The sequence below is a fragment of the Flavihumibacter rivuli genome, assembly GCF_018595685.2.
Classification (GTDB): domain Bacteria; phylum Bacteroidota; class Bacteroidia; order Chitinophagales; family Chitinophagaceae; genus Flavihumibacter; species Flavihumibacter rivuli.
The window spans coordinates 2,380,938-2,403,898 of the sequence record NZ_CP092334.1; the positions used below are offsets into that span (position 1 = coordinate 2,380,938).

The window sequence follows — 22,961 nt, forward strand, 5'->3', positions numbered from 1 at the left end:
TGTAGGTCCAAACATATGCCTGTCCATTACAATCAGTATACGTGAAGGTATACACCTTATCACCGGTACACACCGGATCAGCATTTACAGTCATCACTGGTGTGATGGGTCGACCACAATTATCATTTACCACCGGAGCAGCAGGCAAGGTAGCGTCGGCTACGCAGGCAACAGTAGCGGTACCATTGGCAGGCAGGGTTACAGTTGGTGCACTGATGGTATAGGTGTAGGTCCATACGTAAGACTGGCCATTACAATCGGTATAGGTAAAGGTGTAAACCTTATCACCAGTACATACAGGGTCAGTGTTCTCCGTCATCACAGGAGTGATCGGGCGACCGCAATTATCGTTCACCACCGGTGCAGTCGGAACAGTAGCATCAGCCAGACAGGCAACAATAGCAGTGGTATTGGCTGGAAGTGTTACGGTTGGCGCATTGATAGTATAAGTGAAGGTCCAGGTATAGGACTGGTTATTACAATTGGTATAAGTGTAGGTATACACTTTAGTGCCAGTACAAGCTGGATCATCCCCAACACTTACCGTTGGAATGATGTCCCTGCCACAATTGTCCTGGATAGTGGGTGGCGTTGGTGGAACCGCATCTGCCGCACAGGCCACAGTAGCAGTACCATTAACAGGCAAGGTCACTGTCGGAGCACTGATGGTATAGATGTAGCTCCATACATAAGATTGGTTATTACAATCAGTATAGGTATAGGTATACACCTTAGTTCCTGTACACGTTGGATCTGCTCCAACAGTTACTGTAGGGGTAATGCTTCGGCCACAATTATCCTGGATGGTGGGCGGTGTCTGAGGAACAGCATCCACTGCACAAGCCACAGTAGAAGCACCATTAACAGGCAGGGTTACAGTCGGCGCACTGATGGTATAGGTATAGGTCCATACGTAAGACAGACCATTACAATCTGTGTAGGTAAAGGTGTAAACCTTATCACCAATACATACCGGATCAGCAGTTTCCGTCATCACATGGGTGATCGGGCGACCGCAATTATCATTCACCACAGGAGCCGCAGGCACTGTAGCATCAGCCAGACAAGCAACCGTTGAAGAACCATTAACAGGTAAGGTTACTGTCGGCGCACTGATCGTATAAGTGTAGGTCCAAACATAAGACTGGCCATTACAATCGGTATAGGTGAAGGTATATACCTTATCCCCAATACAAACCGGATCAGCACTTACAGTCATCACCGGACTAATCGGACGGCCGCAATTATCGTTCACTACCGGAGCAGTGGGTATAGTCGCATCGGCCACGCAAGCCACAGTAGAAGAACCGTTAGCTGGCAATGTTACTGTTGGCGCACTGATCGTATATGTGTAGGTCCACACATAGGACTGACCATTACAATCGGTATAAGTGAAGGTATACACCTTACTTCCGGTGCACACAGGATCAGCATTCTCTGTCATCACAGGGGTGATCGGGCGACCGCAGTTATCATTCACCACCGGTGCAGAAGGCACTGTAGCATCCGCAACGCAGGCAACAGTAGAAGAACCGTTAACAGGCAAGGTCACTATCGGTGCACTGATGGTATAGGTATAAGTCCATACATAAGACTGATTATTACAATCAGTATAGGTATAGGAATACACTTTGGTACCTGTACAGGCAGGATCCGCTCCAACAGTTACCGTTGGGGTAATACTCCTGCCGCAGTTATCCTGGATGGTAGGCGGCGTAGGTGGTACTGCTTCCGCAGCACAAGCTACCGTAGCAGTACCATTGACAGGAAGGGTCACCGTCGGTGCACTGATGGTATAGGTATAGGTCCATACATAAGACTGATTGTTACAATCAGTGTAGGTATAGGTATACACTTTAGTACCTGTACAAGCTGGATCAGCTCCAACAGTTACGGTTGGCGAAATGCTCCTGCCGCAGTTATCCTGGATGGTAGGCGGCACAGGTGGTACGGCATCGGCAAAACAAGCTACCGTAGCAGCACCATTAACAGGAAGGGTTACCGTCGGTGCACTGATGGTATAGGTATAGGTCCAGACGTAAGATTGGTTATTACAATCAGTATAGGTGTAGGTATACAGTTTGGTACCCGTACACGCAGGATCAGCCCCAACACTTACTGTTGGGATAATGCTTCGGCCACAGTTATCCTGGATAGTGGGCGGTGTCGGAGGAACAGCATCTGCCACGCAAGCCACAGTCGAAGCTCCATTAGCTGGAAGTGTTACAGTAGGTGCACTGATGGTATAGGTAAAGGTCCATATGTAAGATTGGTTGTTACAATCCGTATACGTGTAGGTATAAACCTTGGTTCCGGTACATGCAGGATCCGTTCCAACAATTACAGTTGGTGTAATGCTCCTGCCGCAATTATCCTGGATGGCAGGAGGCGTAGGTGGTACGGCGTCCGCAACGCAAGCTACAGTAGCAGCACCATTCACAGGCAGTGTTACCGTCGGTGCACTGATGGTATAGGTATAGGTCCATACGTAAGATTGGTTATTACAATCTGTATACGTATACGTATAAACCTTGGTTCCGGTACACGCTGGATCTGCTCCAACATTTACTGTTGGGATAATGCTTCGGCCACAGTTGTCCTGGATGGTGGGTGGTGTCGGAGGAACAGCATCTGCCGCACAAGCCACTGTAGAAGCACCATTGGCAGGAAGGGTTACCGTTGGCGCACTGATGGTATAGGTAAAGGTCCAGATGGCAGGCTGGCCCGCACAGTTGGTATAAGAGAAACTATACACTTTTGTTCCCACACAAGCCGGGTCAGCACTCTCGGTCATTACCGGGGTAAGGTCGGCTCCACAGGCATCCTGGATGGCAGGAGGAATTGGTTGTACTGCTTCGGCCAAACAACCTACCACTGCCGATCCATTAGGAGGAAGGGTGAAAGCAGGGATCGGGAACGTATAGGTAAAGGTCCAGTTCTGGCTTGATCCATTACAATCCGTATAGGTATAGGTGTAGGTCTTCGAACCACCACAGGTCGGGTCGGAACTGATCACCGGAGTCGAAGGAGTAATGGTACGGCCGCAATTATCGGTAACAACAGGAGGTGCTGGCGGAACGGCGTCAACCACACAGGCTACCGTAGCACCATCATTTGCCGGCAGGGTAAAGACCGGCGCACTGATGGTATAGGTATAGGTCCAATCCCGGCTAACTCCGGAACAATCTGTATAGGTGAAGGTATATACCTTGGTACCTGCACATACAGGATCTGGTCCAACACTAACCGTGGGCGTAATGGTCCTTCCGCAATTATCGGTCACTACCGGAGGAACAGGCAGTGTAGCATTTGCAACGCAGGCTACAGTAGAACCGGTATTGGCAGGCAGGCTGAAGACCGGAGCACTAACGGTGTAAGTGAATACCCAATCCTGTGTATTGCCTTCGCAATCGGTGTACGTATAGGTATAAGTTCTTGTTCCCTCACAAGTTGGTTTAGGACTCACAACAGGGGCAGAAGGTGTCAACGTCCTGCCGCAATTGTCCACAACTGTTGGTAAGACTGGCGCTATATCGGTAGCATCCGGACAGGCAACAGTGGTGCCTGCATCAACAGGACCAGCAAAGGGTTCAAATTCTACTGTATATGTGAATACCCAATCCTGTGTATTGCCTTCGCAATCGGTATAGGTAAAGGTATACGTTCTTGTTCCTTCACAAGTCGGCTTCGGACTCACCACCGGGGCAGATGGCGTAAGTGTTCTTCCGCAATTATCCACTACGGTGGGTAAGACCGGCGCTACATCGGTAGCATCCGGACAGGCAACGGTTACACCCGCATCAACAGGGTCCGCAAAAGGTTGGAACTCTACAGTGTAAGTGAATACCCAATCCTGTGTATTGCCTTCGCAATCGGTATACGTATAGGTGTAGGTCCTGGTTCCTTCACAAGTTGGCTTCGGGCTAACCACTGGTGCAGATGGCGTAAGCGTTCTTCCGCAATTGTCAACCACAGTGGGCAATACAGGAGCCACATCAGTAGCATCCGGACAGGCAACGGTAACACCGGCATCTACCGGATCAGCAAAGGGTTCAAATTCTACTGTATATGTGAAGACCCAATTCTGTGTATTGCCTTCGCAATCGGTATACGTATAGGTATAGGTCCTTGTTCCTTCACAAGTCGGCTTCGCACTTACCACCGGAGCAGATGGGGTCAATACATTGCCGCAATTATCCACCACCACAGGAAGGCTGGTCGGGGCCACATCTGTAGCATCCGGACAGGCAACCGTTACTCCTGCATCAACAGGATTAGCGAAGGGCTGGTATTCTACTGTGTAGGTGAATACCCAGTCCTGGGTGTTGCCTTCACAATCGGTATACGTATAGGTGTAGGTCCTGGTCCCTTCACAGGTCGGCTTCGCACTTACAACAGGTGCAGAAGGCGTCAATACGTTTCCGCAATTATCCACCACCACAGGAAGGCTGGTCGGGGCCACATCGGTAGCATCGGGACAAGCAACGGTAACACCGGCATCAACAGGATTGGCGAATGGCTGGTATTCTACCGTATAGGTAAACACCCAGTCCTGTGTATTGCCTTCACAATCGGTATAAGTGTAGGTATAGGTACGGGTTCCTTCGCAGGTTGGCTTCGGACTCACCACCGGAGCAGAAGGAGACAATATATTTCCACAATTATCCACTACCACCGGAAGGTTAGATGGAGCTACATCGGTAGCATCCGGACAGGCAACGGTAACACCCGCATCAACAGGATTCGCGAAAGGCTGGTATTCCACCGTGTAAGTGAATACCCAGTCCTGCGTATTGCCTTCACAATCGGTATAGGTATAAGTATAGGTTCTTGTTCCTTCACAAGTCGGTTTCGGACTTACCACTGGTGCAGAAGGCGTCAGGGTCCTGCCGCAATTGTCTACAATAGTTGGCAGCGTTGGGGCCACATCGGTAGCATCGGGACAGGCAACGGTAACACCGGCATCAACTGGATCAGCGAATGGCTGGTATTCCACTGTGTAGGTGAATACCCAGTCCTGGGTGTTGCCTTCACAATCAGTATAGGTGTAAGTATAGGTCCTGGCGCCTTCACAGGTTGGCTTCGGACTCACAACAGGAGCAGATGGTGTTAGTGTTCTTCCGCAATTATCAACAACAGTTGGCAATACCGGAGCAACATCGGTAGCATCCGGACAGGCAACGGTAACACCGGCATCAACAGGGTCCGCGAAGGGTACAAACTCTACTGTGTATGTAAACACCCAATTCTGGGTATTGCCTTCGCAATCAGTATACGTATAGGTGTAGGTCCTGGTACCTTCACAAGTTGGTTTCGCACTAATAACAGGAGCGGATGGGGTCAATAGGTTGCCGCAATTATCAACTACCACAGGGAGGCTGGTTGGAGCTACATCAGTAGCATCGGGACAAGAAACGGTAACACCCGCATCAACAGGATCTGCGAAGGGCTGGCGTTCTACGGTATAAGTGAACACCCAATCCTGGGTATTGCCTTCACAGTCTGTATAAGTGTAAGTGTAAGTTCTTGTTCCTTCACAGGCTGGCTTCGCACTTACCACCGGTGCAGAAGGTGCCAATATGTTGCCACAATTATCAACCACCACAGGAAGGCTGGTCGGGGCCACATCGGTAGCATCCGGACAAGCAACAGTTACACCAGCATCAACAGGATTAGCGAAGGGCTGGTATTCTACTGTGTAGGTGAATACCCAGTCCTGCGTATTGCCTTCACAATCGGTATACGTATAGGTGTAGGTCCTGGTGCCTTCACAGGTCGGCTTCGCACTTACAACAGGTGCAGAAGGCGTCAATACATTACCGCAATTATCCACCACAACAGGCAGGTTGGTCGGGGCCACATCGGTAGCATCCGGACAGGCAACGGTAACTCCCGCATCTACCGGGTTAGCGAAGGGTTGGCGTTCTACCGTATAGGTATATACCCAGTCCTGCGTATTGCCTTCGCAATCGGTGTAGGTATACGTGTAGGTCCTGGTGCCTTCACAACCAGGCTTAGCACTTACAACTGGAGCTGATGGTGTCAATACATTGCCACAATTATCCACCACAACAGGCAGGCTGGTCGGGGCCACATCAGTAGCATCGGGACAAGCAACAGTAACACCTGCATCTACCGGGTCGGCAAATGGCTGGCGCTCTACTGTATAGGTGAATACCCAATTTTGTGTATTGCCCTCACAGTCGGTATAGGTATAGGTATAGGTCCTGGTACCCTCACAGCCTGGTTTAGCACTAACAACAGGCGCTGAAGGTGTAAGGGTCCTACCGCAATTGTCTACAACAGTTGGCAGCGTTGGCGCTACATCGGTAGCATCAGGACAGGCAACGGTAACACCGGCATCTACCGGATCAGCAAAGGGTTCAAATTCTACTGTATATGTGAACACCCAATTCTGGGTATTGCCTTCACAATCAGTATAAGTATACGTGTAGGTTCTTGTTCCCTCACAAGCAGGCTTTGGACTAACAACAGGAGCAGATGGCGTCAATACATTGCCACAATTATCCACCACTACCGGCAAGATGGATGGAGCCACATCTGTAGCATCCGGACAAGCAACGGTAATGCCTGCATCAACCGGGTCAGCGAATGGTTGACGTTCTACGGTATAAGTGTAGGTCCAGCTCCTGGACAATCCTGAACAATCTGTATAAGAATAGGTATAGGTACGGGTTCCTTCGCAGGCTGGCTTGGCACTGATCACCGGTGCAGAAGGCGTCAATATATTACCACACACATCTGTAACCACAGGAGGTGTGGGCGCAACATCGGTAGCATCCGGACAGGCGACTGTTGAACCGGCATTGGCAGGTACGACAGGAGCGGTGGTCCTATCGATGATATAAGTGTATTGCCATTCACTGAACAACCCTTCACAATCCGTATAACGGAAAGTATACACTTTAGTACCCTCACAATCCGGATCCGGACTGGCGGTCACTGTTGGGGTTATAGGCGTTCCACAGGCATCATTCACCACAAAATTCGGTACAGGCTGAACGGCCTGGGCCAGACACTGCACGGTTGTACCGGCATTGGCAGGCACGACAGGAACAGCTGTGTTGTTAATGGTAATGATCTGGGTGCACTCCGTGAAATTGCCACAGGCATCCGAGGCACGATAGGTACGCGCAATTGTATAATTATTGGGACAGGCAGGGTCAAGGTTATTTATCACATCTCCCACCCAGGTGATCACCGGCTGGGTAAGACAAAGATCACTCGCAACACCACCAGCTGCAACAAATGTTGCATAATTGTTGGCAGGCGCAGGAACACTGCTTGGACAATTCACCGTAATGTTTGGTGGACAAGTAATATTGGGCGCTGTCTGGTCCAGGATCTGGATATTGGCTACTGCTGTTGCCACGTTGCCGCAGTTATCCGTAGCCGTAAAGGTCACCGGCTGTAACAATCCGCATGACTGGGTGAACGCCTGGTAATTATTGGTAACAGTGAGTGCCACACCAGGATTGAAGGCATCAACTGCAGTGGCAGAAGCAAGCCATGCCTGGATCTGCGATTGCACATTCGGGTTATTACATTCGATCTGCAGGGTGGCAGGAACGGTAATTACCGGACCGGTCTGGTCAAAGACCACCGTAAAATTGGTGGTGTCCTTGTTACAGGCGATGCCGCTCTGGGTCTCAGTTACGATCAACGAATAGTTTCCTGCAGCAGGTGGGGTGAACCCTGGTCCTGTAGTAGAAACAACAGATCCCCCGCCATTCGGTGCATTCCTCCATTCATAGGTATAGGTACCACCGGCAGGAATAACAGAAGCCGTGAGCTGGGGAACATTATTGGGACAGATAACCGCAGGAACATTCACGGTTGCCTGGATCGGGGGCAATACATTAACGGTGATCTCCTTACAGTCCGTAATGGGCAGGCCATTACAGATCACATTGGTGGCAACCGTTCCGCAAACCTGGTAAACGATGCTGGCAGGGGCACTGGCATCAGGGGTGAATACCGGGTTGGCACAATTCGTACAGGACAGGTACTTTAACAGGGACTGGTCTGCCGGAGACTTTACAGTCCAGGTAATGGTATTGGGAAGCACCCCGGTAAAGCTCAATTGGGCAGAACAATTGGCATCGGCCCTGGTCAACAAGCCTTCCCCACCGGTCACCCCACTGATCGATTCGATCGTATATACGTTCTGGTTATTACCGGGCTTACAGAAGGTAAGGGTGTAGAACCTGTTTCCTTCCAGACAGATGGCTTCACCTACAGGAATCTCCGGTCCACAATCGATTTGGTAATAAAGTGCACCGGGAGGAATGGCACCAGACTTAATCCTGAAGATCAAACCAACGGCATCCTTATCCAGGAAAACATTGAAGGAAATACAACGCGGAGGCGGGGGTCCTGTTGCACCACAACACAAGCCCTGCCTTACAACAGAAGGTGAGGTCCAAAGACTGTCCGGGTCACCCTGCAGGTTAACAGGGAAGAACGGAACATTCGATTGACAAACCGAACAGGAGGCAGTATTGGCAACGGAAATAGTTTGTGTACAGGTTGAAACATTACCACAGGCATCGGTTGCCCTCCACACTCGAATAACACTGGAAGGACAGAATCCGGGCTTGCCTTCAAGGCCGGTATAGGATTCACTGATCATTTCAACGGTTAGGGTACCGTTACAGTTATCCGTAGCCGTTACAGTGGCCGGGTTGGGGGCAGGAATATCATTAGGCGTCGCAACGGTAAAGTTGGAACAGGTGATTACCGGCGGCGTCGTATCATCTACGGTGATGGTTTGTACGGCAGTTGAAAAATTACCAAAAGCATCGGTAGCCCTCCAGGTCCTGGTAATGGTTTGCCTTCCCACACAGGTTCCGTTCACCACCACATCAGTATAGGTGATGGTAACCGTTCCGCCACAATTATCAGTTGCTGTTGCCTGGCCGGTATTGGCAGGCAAGGTACTTGCTCCACACTGGATACTTCTATTGGAAGGCGCGGTAATAACTGGAGCTACTACATCCCCTATCACGACAGTGGTAGTGGTTGAGAAGGCCGCGCAACCCGCTGCTGCCGGGAAGGATAAGGTTACGGTATAGGTGCCGGCAGTAGAAGTTGCGGTGTTGATCGCACCCGTTGTTGGATTGATGCTCAACCCTGCACCGGCGGAGAAGGTTCCACCGGCAGTACCGATCCTGGTTACATTAACTGTACCAGTTGAAGGACAAAAAGGCCCGCCTGCATAACTAATGGTTGCAAATGGGGCAGTTGTAATGGTAACAGAGGTCGTCGCTACCAGGTTGGCACATCCGCCAGATCCGGGTTTGGTATACGTTACGGTATAGGTACCGGGCACACTGGTGGAAGGAGTGATGGCACCGGTTGCTGAATTAATGGTCAAACCGGCAGGCGCAGCATACGTTCCGCCTGTGTAAGCATTTGTACCGGTAAGGGTTACAGGCTGTGCAGTGGTCAGACTGGTACAGAACGGCGAGCCGGTATAAGCAATGCTGGCCGTTGGCAGCGCAGTAATAGTTACGGATGTATTGGCCGATACTGCAGCACAACCACCAGCGGCGGGAATGGTATAGGTGATCACATAAACACCCGGTGTACTTCCATTGGGTATGAATGTACCGGTGGCGGGATTCACACTGAGACCGGTTGATGGGGAAACAGAATAGGTTCCACCTGAAGCACCGGACAATACTACATTCCTTGGGGTTACATCATTGGAACAGAACGGACCACCCGGGTAGGCAATACTTGCCGTAGGTGGCTCGGTAATGGTAACGGTTGTGGTTACAGGAACGGCCGGACACCCACCGGATGCCGGAATAGTATAGGTTATAGTATACGTACCAGGAGCACTTGTACTTGGATTGAAGCCACCATTAGAGTTATTCAGGGAAAGACCTGAGGGAGAAGCAGCAAATGCTCCACCCAGGTAAGCTGCTGTGCCGGTAAGGCTTACCGATTGAACAGCATTCACCGTCCGGCAATAGGCCGGCGCTGAATAAGCGATGGTTGCAGTTGGGATAGGCGTTACCGTGACACTATAATTCACGGGTGTACCAATACAGCCATTGGCAGATGGGGTTACTGTATACACTACAGTACCAGGGGTAGTACCGGTTGCTGTCAGGTTCTGGGAGATCACCGCACCGGAACCAGCACTGGCACCGGAAACGCCGGTTTGCGTTACGGTCCATGAAAAACTTGTTCCGCTTACCCCACCAGCCAGGTTAATGGTCGCCGTTGTGCCGGAACAAATGGTCTGGGTGGCAGGTGTTCCTGCAACAGTTGGGGTTGGGTTAACGGTGATCGTGAAGCTTTGTGGGGTGCCTGTACATCCATTGGCTACAGGGGTTACGGTAAGGGTCGAACTAATCGGTGTACTGCCACTATTCGTTGCCGTGAAAGATGGAATATTTCCTGTTCCACTCGCAGCAAGGCCGATCGCAGGATTGCTGTTGGTCCAGTTATAAACGGTACCGGAAACAGCTCCTGTAAAGTTTACAGCCGTAGTTGTAGCACCATTACATACCACCTGGTCGGCGGGATCGGCAACAGTAGGCACCGGGTTAACGGTGATGGTGAAGGATTGCGGGGTTCCGCTACAACCCGTAGCAGAGGGTGTTGCCGTTATCGTTGCAGTAATGGGCGCATTCGTTGCATTCACCGCAACGAATGAAGGGATATTTGAAGTGCCGTTGGCAGCTAGGCCAATGGCCGTGTTGGAATTGGTCCAGTTAACTATGGTTCCGGCAACTGATCCACCAAATGACAGAAGGCCGGTAGACTGGCCGGCGCATAATACAAGATTGGAGGGAACAGTAAGGTCAGGTGTTGGATTGACTGTAATGGTGAAGGTCCTGCTGGTACCCGTACAACCATTGGCTGTTGGGGTTACCGTAATGGTGGCGCTGATGGGCGTGGTGCCCGGGTTCGTTGCCGTGAATGTTCCGATATTACCAGTACCACTCGCAGCAAGACCAATCGAAGGATTACTGTTGGTCCAGTTATAAACGGTACCGGCAACAGCACCAGAGAAAGCGAAGATCGTTATGCCCGCACCATTACATATGGTCCTGTTGGCAATAAAGTTAACCGTAGGTCTTGGGTTAACAGTAATCGTAAAGCTCTGTGCAGCACCGGTGCAGCCATTGGCAACCGGGGTAACCGTAATGGTAGCACTGATCGGTGCAGTACCAGCATTTGTGGCGGTAAAGGAGGGTATATTACCGGTACCGCTCGCAGCCAGGCCAATGGCAGGATTGCTATTGGTCCAGTTGTATACAGTACCAGCTACTGCTCCTGTAAAGGTTACGTCAGTAGTTGCAGCACCGTTACAGACTACCTGGTCGGCAGGATCAGCAACATCAGGGATAGCATGGATAGTTATATTAACTGGCGTCCTGCTTGAAGAAACACAATTGGAGGAGGTATTCCTGGCTTCTGCATAAAATATTGTGCTGGCAGCAAGTGGTCCCGTATTGAAACTAAGGCCCGAACCCAACAACACCCCACCTGTTGGGGCATCGTACCAATCGATGGTCTCACCGGCACCAGCACTACCTGATAGTACTACAGAGCCCGGACCACAGCGTTCAGTATTGTTGGTTGCAGGATTGGATGGCAGCGGGTTGACTGTAAGCGTGATCGATTGGTTGGTGATACAGGCATCGGCAGTCAGGGTAAGCGAGTAAGTACCCCCAACCGTTGTGGTGAAGCTGGCCACATTACCTGGATTGGGAAAGCCCGAGGGGACAGTCCAGGAATAAGTAATATTGGTAAGGTCAGCATCAGGAGTGGCGGTGATGGTAACTGGCGTACCTGCACAAACAACAGGGTCAGTGATGGAAAGGACTACATTACAACCTTTTTGGCTGGCATTGGAACGGTTAACAGTATCAGTAGGAAGGTGATCCGCAGCAATTACTGCAGATGGGTTGGCCATGAACAGGGCCAATATGAAGGAAAGGACAAGGAAAGGCTTCCTAATCCCAAATTTCAATAGATATTGGTTCGCCAGGTTAAGGTTCATCTAGGGTCTGCTGGTTTTTAGTCCGGCCTGGGTTAATGCAGGCTGAAACCGACTTAGGATAATTGAAAAAATGCCTAGTTAACGATAGGGGTAGGATCTTCTATTGGTCTGAGTATTCTGCTGTTGGTCTATTCCGGTACAGGTTGGTCCTGTATTGCTGTTGAAGGATGCAAGGGCCATCCTTTTCATTCGTTTTGATCCGCTTGGTGCCGGACCTTTATTAAACCTTAGCTTTTGGGATTGGGAAGAGGAGAGTCAATTCTCGAAATCATGGTACCCAGGTACTGGTCAGGGGACCTGCATCAGCGAATTGGGGCAACGCCTTCATGCAAACTCATCAGCTTTGGTTTCAATTCCCAGGGTACGATCAATATAAACCATTAACGGAAGTGGGTAGAAAATATTACCCTCACTTGAAAAAAAACTTTAAACTCTGAAGCCATAACCTTGCTACCGGCCATCAACCATCTATACTTATGATCAGATTCCCGCCAGGTCTTCCCTTTCCCTAAAATAAAAATGGGTTGCCAAGTGCATTTTACTGCATTGGCAACCCATTGATTATCAAATAAAAAATCTACTTCGCTGTCTTCATTAGCCTGATCACTTTTTTATCCTTACCGGAACTCACTTCTGCGAAATAGGTTCCCGGCAGGTACCTGCCACCAAACCTGAACAATTCACCTGCCCTGATCACCTGCTTCTGCTCCACTACCCTTCCCATATTATCCAGGATCCTGATGGAAATTTCCTGTTGGGCTGGTCCTTGTACCAGGAGACTGAACTGGTCGGTTGTCGGATTAGGCATCACCTTCACCTTCAGTATATCCTGTGCGGTCTCTGTCTCCGTAGGCTGCTTATTGGCAGTACCGCCAACCGTTACCCCTGGATTGGTATTCACGATCGTAACCGTTGACACCTTACTTGCACATGGACTACCTACCCATCCATTGATCGGCTCAGCCAGGATCAATTCAAACTGTTCATTCCACTCAGAAATATTATCAGTCAGGATAGGCACGGCGAGATACTTGATTATCTCACCTGGCTTGAAGGTTAGGCTTCCCTGGATAGCCAGGTAATCTGTACCAGCCACTGCTGTTTTGTTCCTCGTGTAATACTTGACGATCACATCCTTTCCACTCTCAATGCCCAACATAACAGGGATGTTGGCATTGCCTGCATTCTCATTCACGGTTACATTGCTAACGGTGATACATGGACCGGCATCATCATCGGTAATATTTCCGTTTGTCACGCCCTGCTGGATCCTTGCATTCACTGGGTTATGCAAATTGATGGTGAAGCGCTCTTCATTCTCATCTGAAAGGTCACCAATGATATCCACCCAAACGGTTTGCTTCTGGGTGCCTGCCGGGAAGGTAATGGTACCGGTTCTCGCCACATAATCCAGACCGGCTTTTGCAGTTCCATCTGCTGTGAAGAAATCAACCGTTACCGGGAGGGTTGACTTAGCGGTCATGAACAACTCAAATACCATCTTGCTTGTACCACTATTGCCTTCTGTCCACCAGGTATGATAGATGTTCACTGCTGGCAGTGTACCGCAATTCTCATCCACCAGTCCATCGCAATCATTATCCACGCCATCACAGGTTTCAGTAGCCCCCGGCCTGATGGTTGCATTGTTATCATTGCAATCACCGGAAGTAGTCACATAGCCAGGTTCAGGCTTACAGGATGAGATAGAGACTGCAGGATCACCATAACCATCCCCATCATTATCCCTGTAATAGGTCACCTTATTCAGGTCCTCATCAATTTGTCCATCACAGTCATTATCGATACCATCACAAAGTTCAGCTGCACCCAGATGAATGGCTGTATTGTTATCATTGCAATCACCGGAAATAGTCACATAGCCAGGTTCAGGCTTACAGGATGAAATAGAGACTGCAGGATCACCATAACCATCCCCATCGTTATCCCTGTAATAGGTCACCTTATTCAGGTCCTCATCAATTTGTCCATCACAGTCATTATCGATACCATCACAAAGTTCAGCTGCACCCGGATGAATGGCTGTATTGTTATCATTACAATCACCGGAAGTAGTTACATAACCGGCAACAGGGCCGCAAGAACTGATAGAGACTGCTGTATTACCGAATCCATCACCATCAAGGTCCTGGTAATAGGTAACCTTCACAATACCCTCATCGATTGAACCATCACAATCATTATCGATGCCATCACAAAGTTCAGCAGCACCCGGATAGATGGAAGCATTATCATCGTTACAATCACCCGGTGTGGTTACATAACCTTCTACCGGCTTACAGGAACTGATCGACACCGCTGTATTACCATAGCCATCTTTATCGAGGTCCTGGTAATAGGTAATCAATTCAACACCATCATCTATGGCTCCATCACAATCATTATCGATGCCATCGCATGTTTCTATGGCACCCGGATGGATCAGGGCATTATTATCATTGCAATCCCCCTGGCTGGTGACATAACCTTCTACCGGCCTACAAGAAATAGTGGTTACCGCGGCATTACCATAGCCGTCACCATCCTGGTCCTGGTAATAGGTAACCAGTACGAGCCCTTCATCAATAGCGCCATCACAATCATTATCTATCCCATCGCAAACTTCTGGTGCACCAGGATAGATAGTAACATCCTGGTCATTACAATCCCCGAGCTGCTTGGCATAACCCGGAACGGCTATACAGGATGAAATGGAATCAATCTTGGTTCCATAACCATCCCCGTCAATGTCCTGGTAATAGGTAATGAACTGCAGGCCATCATCGATCTTTCCGTTACAGTTGTTATCGATGCCATCGCAAATTTCCTTTGCACCCGGATGGATCGCAGGCGAACTATCGTTACAGTCTGAGCGGTTGGCCACATAACCCTCCGGTTGTGTGCACGACTGAATGGAAACACCCGGATTACCATAACCATCGCCATCGCTATCCTGGTAATAGGTATTGTTGATAACGGTGATGAAAACAGCACCGGTATCCGAACAACCGTTCTGGTCATAGCCCTTTACCACATAAAGTTTGTTTTCGGTCGGTACAAATGGAACCCCATCCTGTACGCCATTGTTCCACTCATAGTTTGATCCGCCGATTCCGTTCAGGGTTATCGCGGTTCCGATACAAACACTTGTTGCACTAGCCTGGACTGAAACAGATGGTGAAGGATTCACTGTGATAGTAAGCGAATCATTTACCGAACATGCGTTGGCTGTAACAGTAACCCTCAGCAATGTCTCGATGGGTGTTGGCTCCCCATTCTTAGCGGCAAATAAACCGATCTGGCCACTGCCCTGCTGGCCGAAGCCGATATCCCGCGTTGAGGTCCAGGAAAAGCTTGCACCCGCAACATTACTCTTGAAGGTGATTCCCTGTACGTAAGCATTGTTACAAAGCGGGCCAAACACATCTGGCTCCAGTAAAAGCGGTTCAATAACGGTGAGACTGGCCTGGTTGGAAGTCAGCGTAAGGGTACCACCCTGGGTTACCAGGGCCCTGTACAAATACCCATTGAAGGATGGGGATGCTGCTGAAATCACCAGCTGGCTGGATTGCTCACCGGTATAGTCAGCCGAAGGCAAAAGGTTCTTCCATCCGCTGCCATTATTGACCTGCCATTGGTAGGTCACTTCATTCAGGTTGGCCTTTACGGTAAAGCTGGCGTTGCTGCCTGCACATACAGTGACCGGAACCGGCTGGGTAGTGATCTTCATGCCCAAACCAGCCTGGTAGGCTGCCATGAACCCGGTGAGTCCCGGGTAGAAACTCTTACTCGTTATTCCCGCGCCGGGATCGAAATCCAGGTTGCTCTCCCCGGCTTTATAACCGGCTATCACCATCCCACGATTACCGGAATGGCTCATGGACATGATGGTATCATTTCCGGCAGAACCGATATTGATGGCATCTACAAAAGCCCCTGAAGTATCATACACTGCAATGCCGATATCTACCCCTCCGTTGGAAACAACGAACTTTGTACCGGCGGTATAATCAATATCCGGTGACCCGATGAATAATCCGGATGCGTAAACATTGCCAAATCCATCCAGGCCAAGATCGTTGATGTTCAATGACATTCCGCCACGCACCCAGCTAAAATCGCCAAAAGCAGTATACTTGGCCAGGTAACTGGTGATTACCCCATTATTGATATCCGTACCGACTGGGGTAGGATCAAAATCTATTATATTGGAATTAGCCGTGCCATAGAGGAAGATATTGTTCCCATTATCTATCCTCAGCATGTTGATGGTGTTGGTACCGGGACCCTCGATCTCCCTCGCCCAGGTGGAGCTACCTGAACTATTCAATTTGATCAGCAGTGCATCCCTGTCGCTACTGGCAGAAAAGTTTCCAATACCGCTTGAAATGCTACCCAGAAAACTCAGGGCCACAATGGGATTAAAGGCATTGTCCACACCAACAACAACATCACCAAAATTTCCATTACCGGTGATGCCCCTTGCCCAGGTAAAAATGCCGTTCGCATCATACTTGAGTACATACAAACCAGTGTTACCCGATCCAAGGCCAAGAAAGGTTAACCCATCGCCGGCATCGGCATCGAAAGTGGAACGGTACACACCGGCCAGGTACATATTCCCATCCTTATCAACTGTAGATACCAATGAGTTGACAGCGATGCCACCAAACTGCCTCACCCAGGCCAGTTGCCCATTGGCACTATACTTGGCGAAAAAGTAAGGCCCATCCATGGTACTAAGGAGATAAGCAGGGGAAGCGCCACCCGCATCCAGGTAAGCATCACTTAAGGAGAGGCCACTGATGTAAACATTCCCATTGATATCGGTACCTACCGACTGGATTATATTATCTCCGGTGCCGGTCAGCTGGTTGGCCCAAAGAAGGTTGAACTGCTCATCATACTTTGCAACATAGGAGGCAAGGCCAGACTGGGTTCGCTCAAACAGTTTGGTCCCTGATCCAGGGTCAAGGTCAAAGCCTCCCCCTTCAAAGGTCCCTATGATGACAACGGAACCATCAGCACTATACGTTACTTTGTTTGATTTCACCTTTGTACCCCCAGCAGAACCAAAGGTATTCGCCCGTTCATAGAGAAAGGTTTGGGCATTGGAACGACTTGCCAGGAAACAGAGCCATAGGACAAGCGTTGTACGGAAAAGGTTTTGTAAAGAAATATTCATAGTTGGTCAAGATTTCCAAAATCAGTAGCCGATCATCCCGACAGGAAGGCCTGCAGGACAATCAAAAGGAATATGTTCTAAGGGATATTAGCGGCTTCAGAAAGGATTGGAAAAGGTGAGAACGGAAAACTGGATATTTAAATGAAAACACATTTCTACCCTTCTGTCAAAACTATTGCGCGGGAAATGGTAATGGGACAAATCTATATTCCATAACTGTGATGGTCAAGTGAAATCTGGTATTTTTTTTATCTCCACTTATGCAAGTGATAAAGAACAAATAAACCATGGTAGAAACAAAAGAAGGCAGGAATGCCAAGGTATAACGTAGATAAACAACCGAAAAAATAACTGTAATAAAAAAGGCCGCAGTAGCTGCGGCCTTTCAATCTTTCATCAGAGATCACTTATTCATCATTGTCTTCGCTTCAATACTGAGCGTGGCATGGGGTACGGCTCTTAAACGGGCCTTATCTATCAGTTTGCCGGTAACGCGGCAAATACCATAGGTCTTGTTTTCGATACGCATCAATGCCTTTTCCAGGTGGTCAATGAAGGTGATCTGCCTGCTGGCCATCTGGGCCAGTTGCTCACGCTCCATGCTCACACTGCCATCTTCCATGGTCATGTAACGGCTTTCACTTTCATCACCGCCCATCTCATCCTTGCGGGTGATCAATCCTTGCAGGTAGGCCAGTTCTTTCTTGGCGATCTCCAGCTTGCGCAGGATCAACTCCTTGAACTCTACCAATTCATTGTCACTATAACGCTGGCTTGGGCCAACCGGCTGTTGGGGTGCATTGGGATCTAACACACTCTTCGTAAAATCTGGTTCGTATTTCTGCACAGTTTTCGTTTTTATTTCAGGCATCACATAAGTCGTTGGCTTCTTCTCGGGCGCGGGAGCAGGCTTCTTAATGGGTATCGGGGTGGTCTGCTTGGAATCGTCCTTTACTGCGGGCTTTACCGGTGCGGGCTTAATCGCCTTTTTCAAGGTGGCCGCTTTGGCTGCTGGGGCCGCTTTTTTAGCCGGCTCAGCTTTCACCTCAGCCGCCTTCTTAACCGGCTCCTCTTTTTTCGGGGCAGCCTTGGCAGCTGGCTTTGGTGCGGGTTTGGCCGCAGGCTTAGCGGCTGGAGCAGCCTTAGCCGCAGGCTTGGCAGCTGGTTTCGCAGCAGGCTTCGCCGCTGGTTTGGCGACAGCTTTCTTGGCCGGTTCCGCTTTTTTGGCTGGTGCTTTTGCAGCAGGTGCGGCTTTCTTGGCCGGGGCAGCTTTCTTAGCGGGTGCAGCTTTTTTATCGGCAGGCTTGGCAGCAGCCTTCTTGGCAGGCGCCGCTTTCTTGGCTGGTGCAGCCTTCTTAGCGGGTTTAGCAGCCTTCTTCTTGATTGCCATAATAGTCCTTTTTTCCGGTGATGAATTTTCGGTTTAATGGTGCCGGAATTCCGGCTTTATCAGGACTGGGCCGACCGGGCAACCCAGACTTTTATGTTTTGCTCATTCACCTCAATAGCCACACCATTTTCAAGGTTATCCACCAGCTGCAGTTCATCCGCCAATACCTCCGAACGGATATAGGTCCCAAACTCCCTGATTGCCGCCGCCAATTCTCCCGAATCAGCCACTTTCACCGCGATCCTGTCGGTCAGCTCATACCCATTGTCCTTCCTGATCTTCTGGATCCTGTTCACCAGTTCCCTCGCGTTCCCTTCCTTCTCCAGTTCCGGGGTCACCGTTACATCGAGTGCAACCGTCAATGCCCCCTTCGAACTCACCATCCAGCCAGGGATATCCTCACTGGTTATCTCCACTTCATGAAGTTGTAATATTAAGGGTTCGCTATCAATTTCCAAAGAATAAATACCTTCTTTTTCCAACCTCGAAATATCTTCCTGGGTGAAAGCCGCAATGGCTGCGCTCACCGCTTTCATTTTACCACCCAACTTCTTACCCAGGGCCTGGAAATTAGGCTTGATCTTCTTTTTAATGAAGCCATCGGAATCGGTCAGGTATTGGATCTCCTTCACATTAACTTCTGTCTTAATAAGATCTTCCACCTTCTCCAGCTGACCCTTCATGGCAGGGTTCAAAACAGGGATCAATACCCGCTGTAAAGGCTGGCGAACCTTAATATTCACCTTCTTACGCAAGGACAATACCAGTGACGAGGCATCCTGCGCCATCTGCATCCTTTCTTCCAGCTGCTTGTCCACTTTTGACTGGTCGGCAACGGGATACAATACATGGTGCACCGACTCCTCCGTGAACCTTCCACTCACCTCGTTCAGGTTATTGAATAACCAGTCGGCAAAGAAGGGCGAAACGGGCGCCATCAGGCGGGCGATGGTCTCCAGGCACTCATACAGGGTCTGGTAGGCACAGATCTTATCATGCTCGTACTCGCCTTTCCAGAACCTCCTGCGGCAAAGGCGTACATACCAGTTGCTCAGGTGCTCATCCACGAAGTCCTCGATCAAACGACCTGCAATGGTAGGCTCGTAATCATCGAAGGCCGCGGTGGCTTCCTGCACCAGGGTATTGAGGGAAGAAAGGATCCAGCGATCGATCTCCGGCCTTTGGTCCAGCGGGATATAGGCTTCCTTAAAGGCGAAACCATCCACATTGGCATAAAGGGCGAAGAACTGGTAGGTATTATATAAGGTACCAAAGAACTTGCGTTGCACTTCCTTGATGCCATCCAGGTCAAATTTCAGGCTATCCCAGGGTGAAGCGTTGGTGATCAGGTACCAACGGGTGCTATCGGCCCCGAACTGGTCGATGGTCTCGAAGGGGTTCACCACATTGCCCAAACGCTTACTCATCTTGTTGCCGTTCTTATCCAGCACCAGGCCATTCGACACCACGGTCTTGTAGGCCACACTGTCGAACAGGAGCGCTCCCAAGGCATGCAGGGTATAGAACCAACCACGGGTCTGGTCTACGCCTTCAGCGATAAAGTCCGCTGGGAAACTCTTTTCGAATGGAGCCTTGAAGGGCCTGGGATCGCCTGCGGCCAGTTTTTCCTGGTCGAGGCCCCACTGCGCATAAGGCATGGCGCCACTGTCAAACCAAACATCCACCAGGTCCGGCTCGCGACGCATGGGCTTGCCACTATCACTCACCAGGATCACTTCATCCACATAGGGTTTATGCAGGTCAAGGATGCCATCATGTAAGTAGTGCTTATTGATATCCCCGCCCAGCACTTCATTGGCCTTGCGGATCTCTGCATTCAGTTCTGCAATGGAACCGATGCACTTCTCTTCTGTACCGTCTTCTGTCCTCCAGATCGGCAGGGGCGTTCCCCAATAACGGCTGCGGCTCAGGTTCCAGTCCACCATATTCTCCAGCCAGTTGCCAAACCTGCCCTCGCCGGTCGTCTTGGGTTTCCAGTTGATGGTCTTGTTCAGTTCCACCATCCTGTCCTTGATCGCCGTGGTCCTGATGAACCATGCATCCAAAGGATAATACAATACCGGCTTATCGGTCCTCCAGCAATGGGGATAGCTGTGCTCGTATTTTTCTACCTTGAAGGCACGGTTCTCCTTCTTCAGCTTCACACTGATATCCACGTTCACATCCACGTAGTTCGGGTCATCCTTATAGTTCTTGACATAGCGGCCGCTGAACTCACCGAGTCCATCCACGAACTTTCCTTCGCGGTCCACCATGATGAGGATGCCGATACCATATTTCTTGCCCACCTTATAGTCATCCGCACCAAAGGCCGGGGCGGTGTGCACGATACCGGTACCATCTTCTGTGGTAACGAATGTATCACAGAGCACCCTGAAGGGATCGCCGCCTGCATTGGCCGCGCTATTGGCCTCATAAGGCAGCAATTGCTCATAACGGCATTCTTCCAGCTGGCTTCCCTTGAAGCTGGCCAGGATGGACCAGGGCAGCAACTTGGTCTCCGCGGTATAGCCATCGAAATCACCGTTCTCGCCTTCCGGCTTGAAATACTTGCCCAGCAAGGGTTTGGCCAGGACAACGTTGATCGGGAGATGGGTATAGGGATTGAAGGTCTTTACCAACACATACTCAATATTGGGCCCCACGGTCAGGCCGAGGTTGGAAGGAAGGGTCCATGGCGTGGTCGTCCAGGCCAGGAAGAACACTTCCGAAGTGGCTACATCAAAGAGGAACTGGCTCTTCGCATCTTGCACTGCCTTGAACATGGCTACGGCGCTGGTATCCTTTACATCCTTATAGGTGCCGGGCTGGTTGAGTTCATGGGAACTCAGGCCTGTACCTGCGGCGGGTGAATATGGCTGGATGGAAACACTCTTGTAGAGGAGTCCTTTCTTGTACAGCTGCTGCATGCACCACCAGAGGGTTTCGATATAGTTATTATCGAAGGTGATATAGGGATCGTTCAGGTCAACCCAATAGCCCATCTTATTGGTCAGTTCATCCCACTTGTCCTTGAAGCGCAGTACGGCCTCGCGGCATTTCTGGTTATAGGCTTCAATGGAGATGGTCTTGCCGATGTCTTCCTTGGTAATGCCCAATTCCTTCTCCACCCCCAGTTCAATGGGCAGTCCATGGGTATCCCAGCCGCCCTTGCGCTGCACCTGGAATCCGCGCATGGTCTTATAGCGGCAAACCAGGTCCTTCAGGGTCCTGGAGATCACGTGGTGGATGCCGGGCATACCGTTCGCACTGGGCGGACCTTCATAGAATACAAAAGGAGTAGCCCCTTCGCGCACGCTCACACTTTTCTCAAAGGCCTGTTTTTCAGTCCATTTGGCCAAAATTTCCTTTTCAATTGATGGCAGGTTCAATTGCTGAAACTCCCTGTACTTCGCAGCCATATTAAAACTTAACTGATTCTGAATGAGTTATGAAAAACTTTGAAATAGACGCGAAGTTACTGAAAAATGACGGCTGTTGATGAGATAAGCAAGGGAGAAACAGGGGTGGGAGTGAGTAGTGCCCTTTCAATATTTAATTCAATGGATGAAATGCTTTCCCCGTCGCCCCTGTTGTGTCTTATGACCAACAGGCAGTTGGAATAGAGATCAATTGATGGCAATACCACCCAACAGTCAAGAAAAATGGACTTGTTTCACGCAAAGGCGCGAAGGAACGCAACTACGCAGCGCGCCCGTCGAAGCAAAGCGGAACCGCAGAAATGCGAACAGCCTTTTGAGGGGTTAACAAGCGCGCAACGCATTGGCTGCGCCAATTTAGTTTCCTCCTTTGCCTGCCGGAGCAAAGCTTAGGCAGGCGATGCGCCCTTCGCGGTCCTCGGCGTGCCCCAACAGCATTGTTGTGGGCGGACTTTGCGTTATTAATTAAAATCCTAAAGTGAAAAATTAATACCCGCCAACATTCACTAAAGGCGTATTGGTATTTTTTAAACAGCTCCTTGTAAATATTACATAACAACTGTTAAAATTCTCATTTACAATGTTTAAGGAAAGCTAACTTTTCCACATTTTCCCGATTTGGCACAATTTCTGGATTTATTTTCTCAAAGAACGCAACGAAATTATCGGTGGCCAAGGTCACTAAATATATTACGGTTCGCCGAAAGATTTTCTACGGTTTAGGGTTTAGGGGTTAAAATAGGGGGTAGTCTTACCCCCTTCCTCTTTTTTTAGGACCTGCCCATTGCAACCACCCCCGGAACGATACAATAGCTATAAACAAGAAGCCCGATCCATCCGGACCGGGCTTTTGCTTTTGCAGGTTCTACTGTTCTTGCTTCCTTTCTACTATTCTTCAATCTT

The 22,961-nt window shown here is 49.8% G+C and carries 3 protein-coding genes and 34 pseudogenes; all 37 read right to left on the reverse strand.

Features of this window, described 5'->3' with window-relative positions; translation table 11 throughout:
• Nucleotide 1 precedes the first annotated feature (1 nt).
• Nucleotides 2-217 (reverse strand): annotated as a pseudogene (locus KJS94_RS18690) (HYR-like domain-containing protein); the annotation flags it as partial.
• Between the two features lie 9 nt (nucleotides 218-226).
• Nucleotides 227-442 (reverse strand): annotated as a pseudogene (locus tag KJS94_RS18695) (HYR-like domain-containing protein); the annotation flags it as partial.
• 9 nt (nucleotides 443-451) lie between these two features.
• Nucleotides 452-652 (reverse strand): annotated as a pseudogene (locus tag KJS94_RS18700) (HYR-like domain-containing protein); the annotation flags it as partial.
• 24 nt (nucleotides 653-676) lie between these two features.
• A pseudogene (locus tag KJS94_RS18705) lies at nucleotides 677-922 on the reverse strand (HYR-like domain-containing protein); the annotation flags it as partial.
• Nucleotides 902-1,117: pseudogene (locus KJS94_RS18710) on the reverse strand (HYR-like domain-containing protein); the annotation flags it as partial. The pseudogenes KJS94_RS18705 and KJS94_RS18710, both read right to left, overlap by 21 nt.
• A gap of 9 nt (nucleotides 1,118-1,126) precedes the next feature.
• Nucleotides 1,127-1,363: pseudogene (locus KJS94_RS18715) on the reverse strand (HYR-like domain-containing protein); the annotation flags it as partial.
• Nucleotides 1,352-1,552: pseudogene (locus tag KJS94_RS18720) on the reverse strand (HYR-like domain-containing protein); the annotation flags it as partial. The pseudogenes KJS94_RS18715 and KJS94_RS18720, both read right to left, overlap by 12 nt.
• Nucleotides 1,553-1,576: 24 nt before the next feature.
• Nucleotides 1,577-1,777: pseudogene (locus KJS94_RS18725) on the reverse strand (HYR-like domain-containing protein); the annotation flags it as partial.
• A 24-nt stretch (nucleotides 1,778-1,801) separates the two neighbouring features.
• Nucleotides 1,802-2,017 (reverse strand): annotated as a pseudogene (locus KJS94_RS18730) (HYR-like domain-containing protein); the annotation flags it as partial.
• Between the two features lie 9 nt (nucleotides 2,018-2,026).
• Nucleotides 2,027-2,263: pseudogene (locus KJS94_RS18735) on the reverse strand (HYR-like domain-containing protein); the annotation flags it as partial.
• Nucleotides 2,252-2,440: pseudogene (locus KJS94_RS18740) on the reverse strand (HYR-like domain-containing protein); the annotation flags it as partial. The pseudogenes KJS94_RS18735 and KJS94_RS18740, both read right to left, overlap by 12 nt.
• Before the next feature lie 36 nt (nucleotides 2,441-2,476).
• Nucleotides 2,477-2,713, reverse strand: a pseudogene (locus KJS94_RS18745) (HYR-like domain-containing protein); the annotation flags it as partial.
• Nucleotides 2,702-2,911: pseudogene (locus KJS94_RS18750) on the reverse strand (HYR-like domain-containing protein); the annotation flags it as partial. The pseudogenes KJS94_RS18745 and KJS94_RS18750, both read right to left, overlap by 12 nt.
• Nucleotides 2,912-2,929: 18 nt before the next feature.
• Nucleotides 2,930-3,145, reverse strand: a pseudogene (locus KJS94_RS18755) (HYR-like domain-containing protein); the annotation flags it as partial.
• 9 nt (nucleotides 3,146-3,154) lie between these two features.
• Nucleotides 3,155-3,349, reverse strand: a pseudogene (locus KJS94_RS18760) (HYR-like domain-containing protein); the annotation flags it as partial.
• Between the two features lie 30 nt (nucleotides 3,350-3,379).
• Nucleotides 3,380-3,565: pseudogene (locus tag KJS94_RS18765) on the reverse strand (HYR-like domain-containing protein); the annotation flags it as partial.
• Nucleotides 3,566-3,610: 45 nt separating this feature from the next.
• A pseudogene (locus KJS94_RS18770) lies at nucleotides 3,611-3,802 on the reverse strand (HYR-like domain-containing protein); the annotation flags it as partial.
• A gap of 39 nt (nucleotides 3,803-3,841) precedes the next feature.
• A pseudogene (locus tag KJS94_RS18775) lies at nucleotides 3,842-4,033 on the reverse strand (HYR-like domain-containing protein); the annotation flags it as partial.
• A gap of 39 nt (nucleotides 4,034-4,072) precedes the next feature.
• Nucleotides 4,073-4,267, reverse strand: a pseudogene (locus KJS94_RS18780) (HYR-like domain-containing protein); the annotation flags it as partial.
• Between the two features lie 39 nt (nucleotides 4,268-4,306).
• Nucleotides 4,307-4,546 (reverse strand): annotated as a pseudogene (locus tag KJS94_RS18785) (HYR-like domain-containing protein); the annotation flags it as partial.
• A pseudogene (locus KJS94_RS18790) lies at nucleotides 4,541-4,765 on the reverse strand (HYR-like domain-containing protein); the annotation flags it as partial. The pseudogenes KJS94_RS18785 and KJS94_RS18790, both read right to left, overlap by 6 nt.
• A gap of 9 nt (nucleotides 4,766-4,774) precedes the next feature.
• Nucleotides 4,775-4,996: pseudogene (locus KJS94_RS18795) on the reverse strand (HYR-like domain-containing protein); the annotation flags it as partial.
• Between the two features lie 9 nt (nucleotides 4,997-5,005).
• Nucleotides 5,006-5,242: pseudogene (locus tag KJS94_RS18800) on the reverse strand (HYR-like domain-containing protein); the annotation flags it as partial.
• Nucleotides 5,237-5,476, reverse strand: a pseudogene (locus KJS94_RS18805) (HYR-like domain-containing protein); the annotation flags it as partial. The pseudogenes KJS94_RS18800 and KJS94_RS18805, both read right to left, overlap by 6 nt.
• Nucleotides 5,471-5,665: pseudogene (locus KJS94_RS18810) on the reverse strand (HYR-like domain-containing protein); the annotation flags it as partial. The pseudogenes KJS94_RS18810 and KJS94_RS18805, both read right to left, overlap by 6 nt.
• 39 nt (nucleotides 5,666-5,704) lie before the next feature.
• Nucleotides 5,705-5,899: pseudogene (locus KJS94_RS18815) on the reverse strand (HYR-like domain-containing protein); the annotation flags it as partial.
• Nucleotides 5,900-5,938: 39 nt separating this feature from the next.
• Nucleotides 5,939-6,133 (reverse strand): annotated as a pseudogene (locus KJS94_RS18820) (HYR-like domain-containing protein); the annotation flags it as partial.
• A gap of 39 nt (nucleotides 6,134-6,172) precedes the next feature.
• A pseudogene (locus tag KJS94_RS18825) lies at nucleotides 6,173-6,409 on the reverse strand (HYR-like domain-containing protein); the annotation flags it as partial.
• Nucleotides 6,404-6,658: pseudogene (locus KJS94_RS18830) on the reverse strand (HYR-like domain-containing protein); the annotation flags it as partial. The pseudogenes KJS94_RS18830 and KJS94_RS18825, both read right to left, overlap by 6 nt.
• Nucleotides 6,638-6,892 (reverse strand): annotated as a pseudogene (locus KJS94_RS18835) (HYR-like domain-containing protein); the annotation flags it as partial. The pseudogenes KJS94_RS18830 and KJS94_RS18835, both read right to left, overlap by 21 nt.
• Nucleotides 6,872-8,653, reverse strand: a pseudogene (locus KJS94_RS18840) (HYR-like domain-containing protein); the annotation flags it as partial. The pseudogenes KJS94_RS18840 and KJS94_RS18835, both read right to left, overlap by 21 nt.
• Before the next feature lie 138 nt (nucleotides 8,654-8,791).
• Nucleotides 8,792-10,063: pseudogene (locus tag KJS94_RS18845) on the reverse strand (HYR-like domain-containing protein); the annotation flags it as partial.
• Nucleotides 10,043-10,678 (reverse strand): annotated as a pseudogene (locus KJS94_RS18850) (PKD-like domain-containing protein); the annotation flags it as partial. The pseudogenes KJS94_RS18845 and KJS94_RS18850, both read right to left, overlap by 21 nt.
• Nucleotides 10,679-11,404: 726 nt before the next feature.
• A pseudogene (locus KJS94_RS18855) lies at nucleotides 11,405-11,956 on the reverse strand (Ig-like domain-containing protein); the annotation flags it as partial.
• A gap of 664 nt (nucleotides 11,957-12,620) precedes the next feature.
• Nucleotides 12,621-17,228 carry a MopE-related protein gene (locus tag KJS94_RS10375; RefSeq protein ID WP_214447300.1) on the reverse strand — a complete coding sequence of 1,536 codons (4,608 nt, stop codon included), beginning with the start codon at nucleotides 17,226-17,228 and terminating at the stop codon, nucleotides 12,621-12,623.
• Nucleotides 17,229-17,631: 403 nt separating this feature from the next.
• On the reverse strand, nucleotides 17,632-18,618 hold the full coding sequence (locus KJS94_RS10380) for a TraR/DksA family transcriptional regulator (protein ID WP_214447299.1): 987 nt from the start codon (nucleotides 18,616-18,618) through the stop codon (nucleotides 17,632-17,634).
• A gap of 59 nt (nucleotides 18,619-18,677) precedes the next feature.
• Nucleotides 18,678-22,040, reverse strand: a complete 3,363-nt coding sequence (gene ileS / locus KJS94_RS10385; RefSeq protein WP_214447298.1) for an isoleucine--tRNA ligase — start codon at nucleotides 22,038-22,040, stop codon at nucleotides 18,678-18,680.
• Between the last annotated feature and the right edge of the window lie 921 nt (nucleotides 22,041-22,961).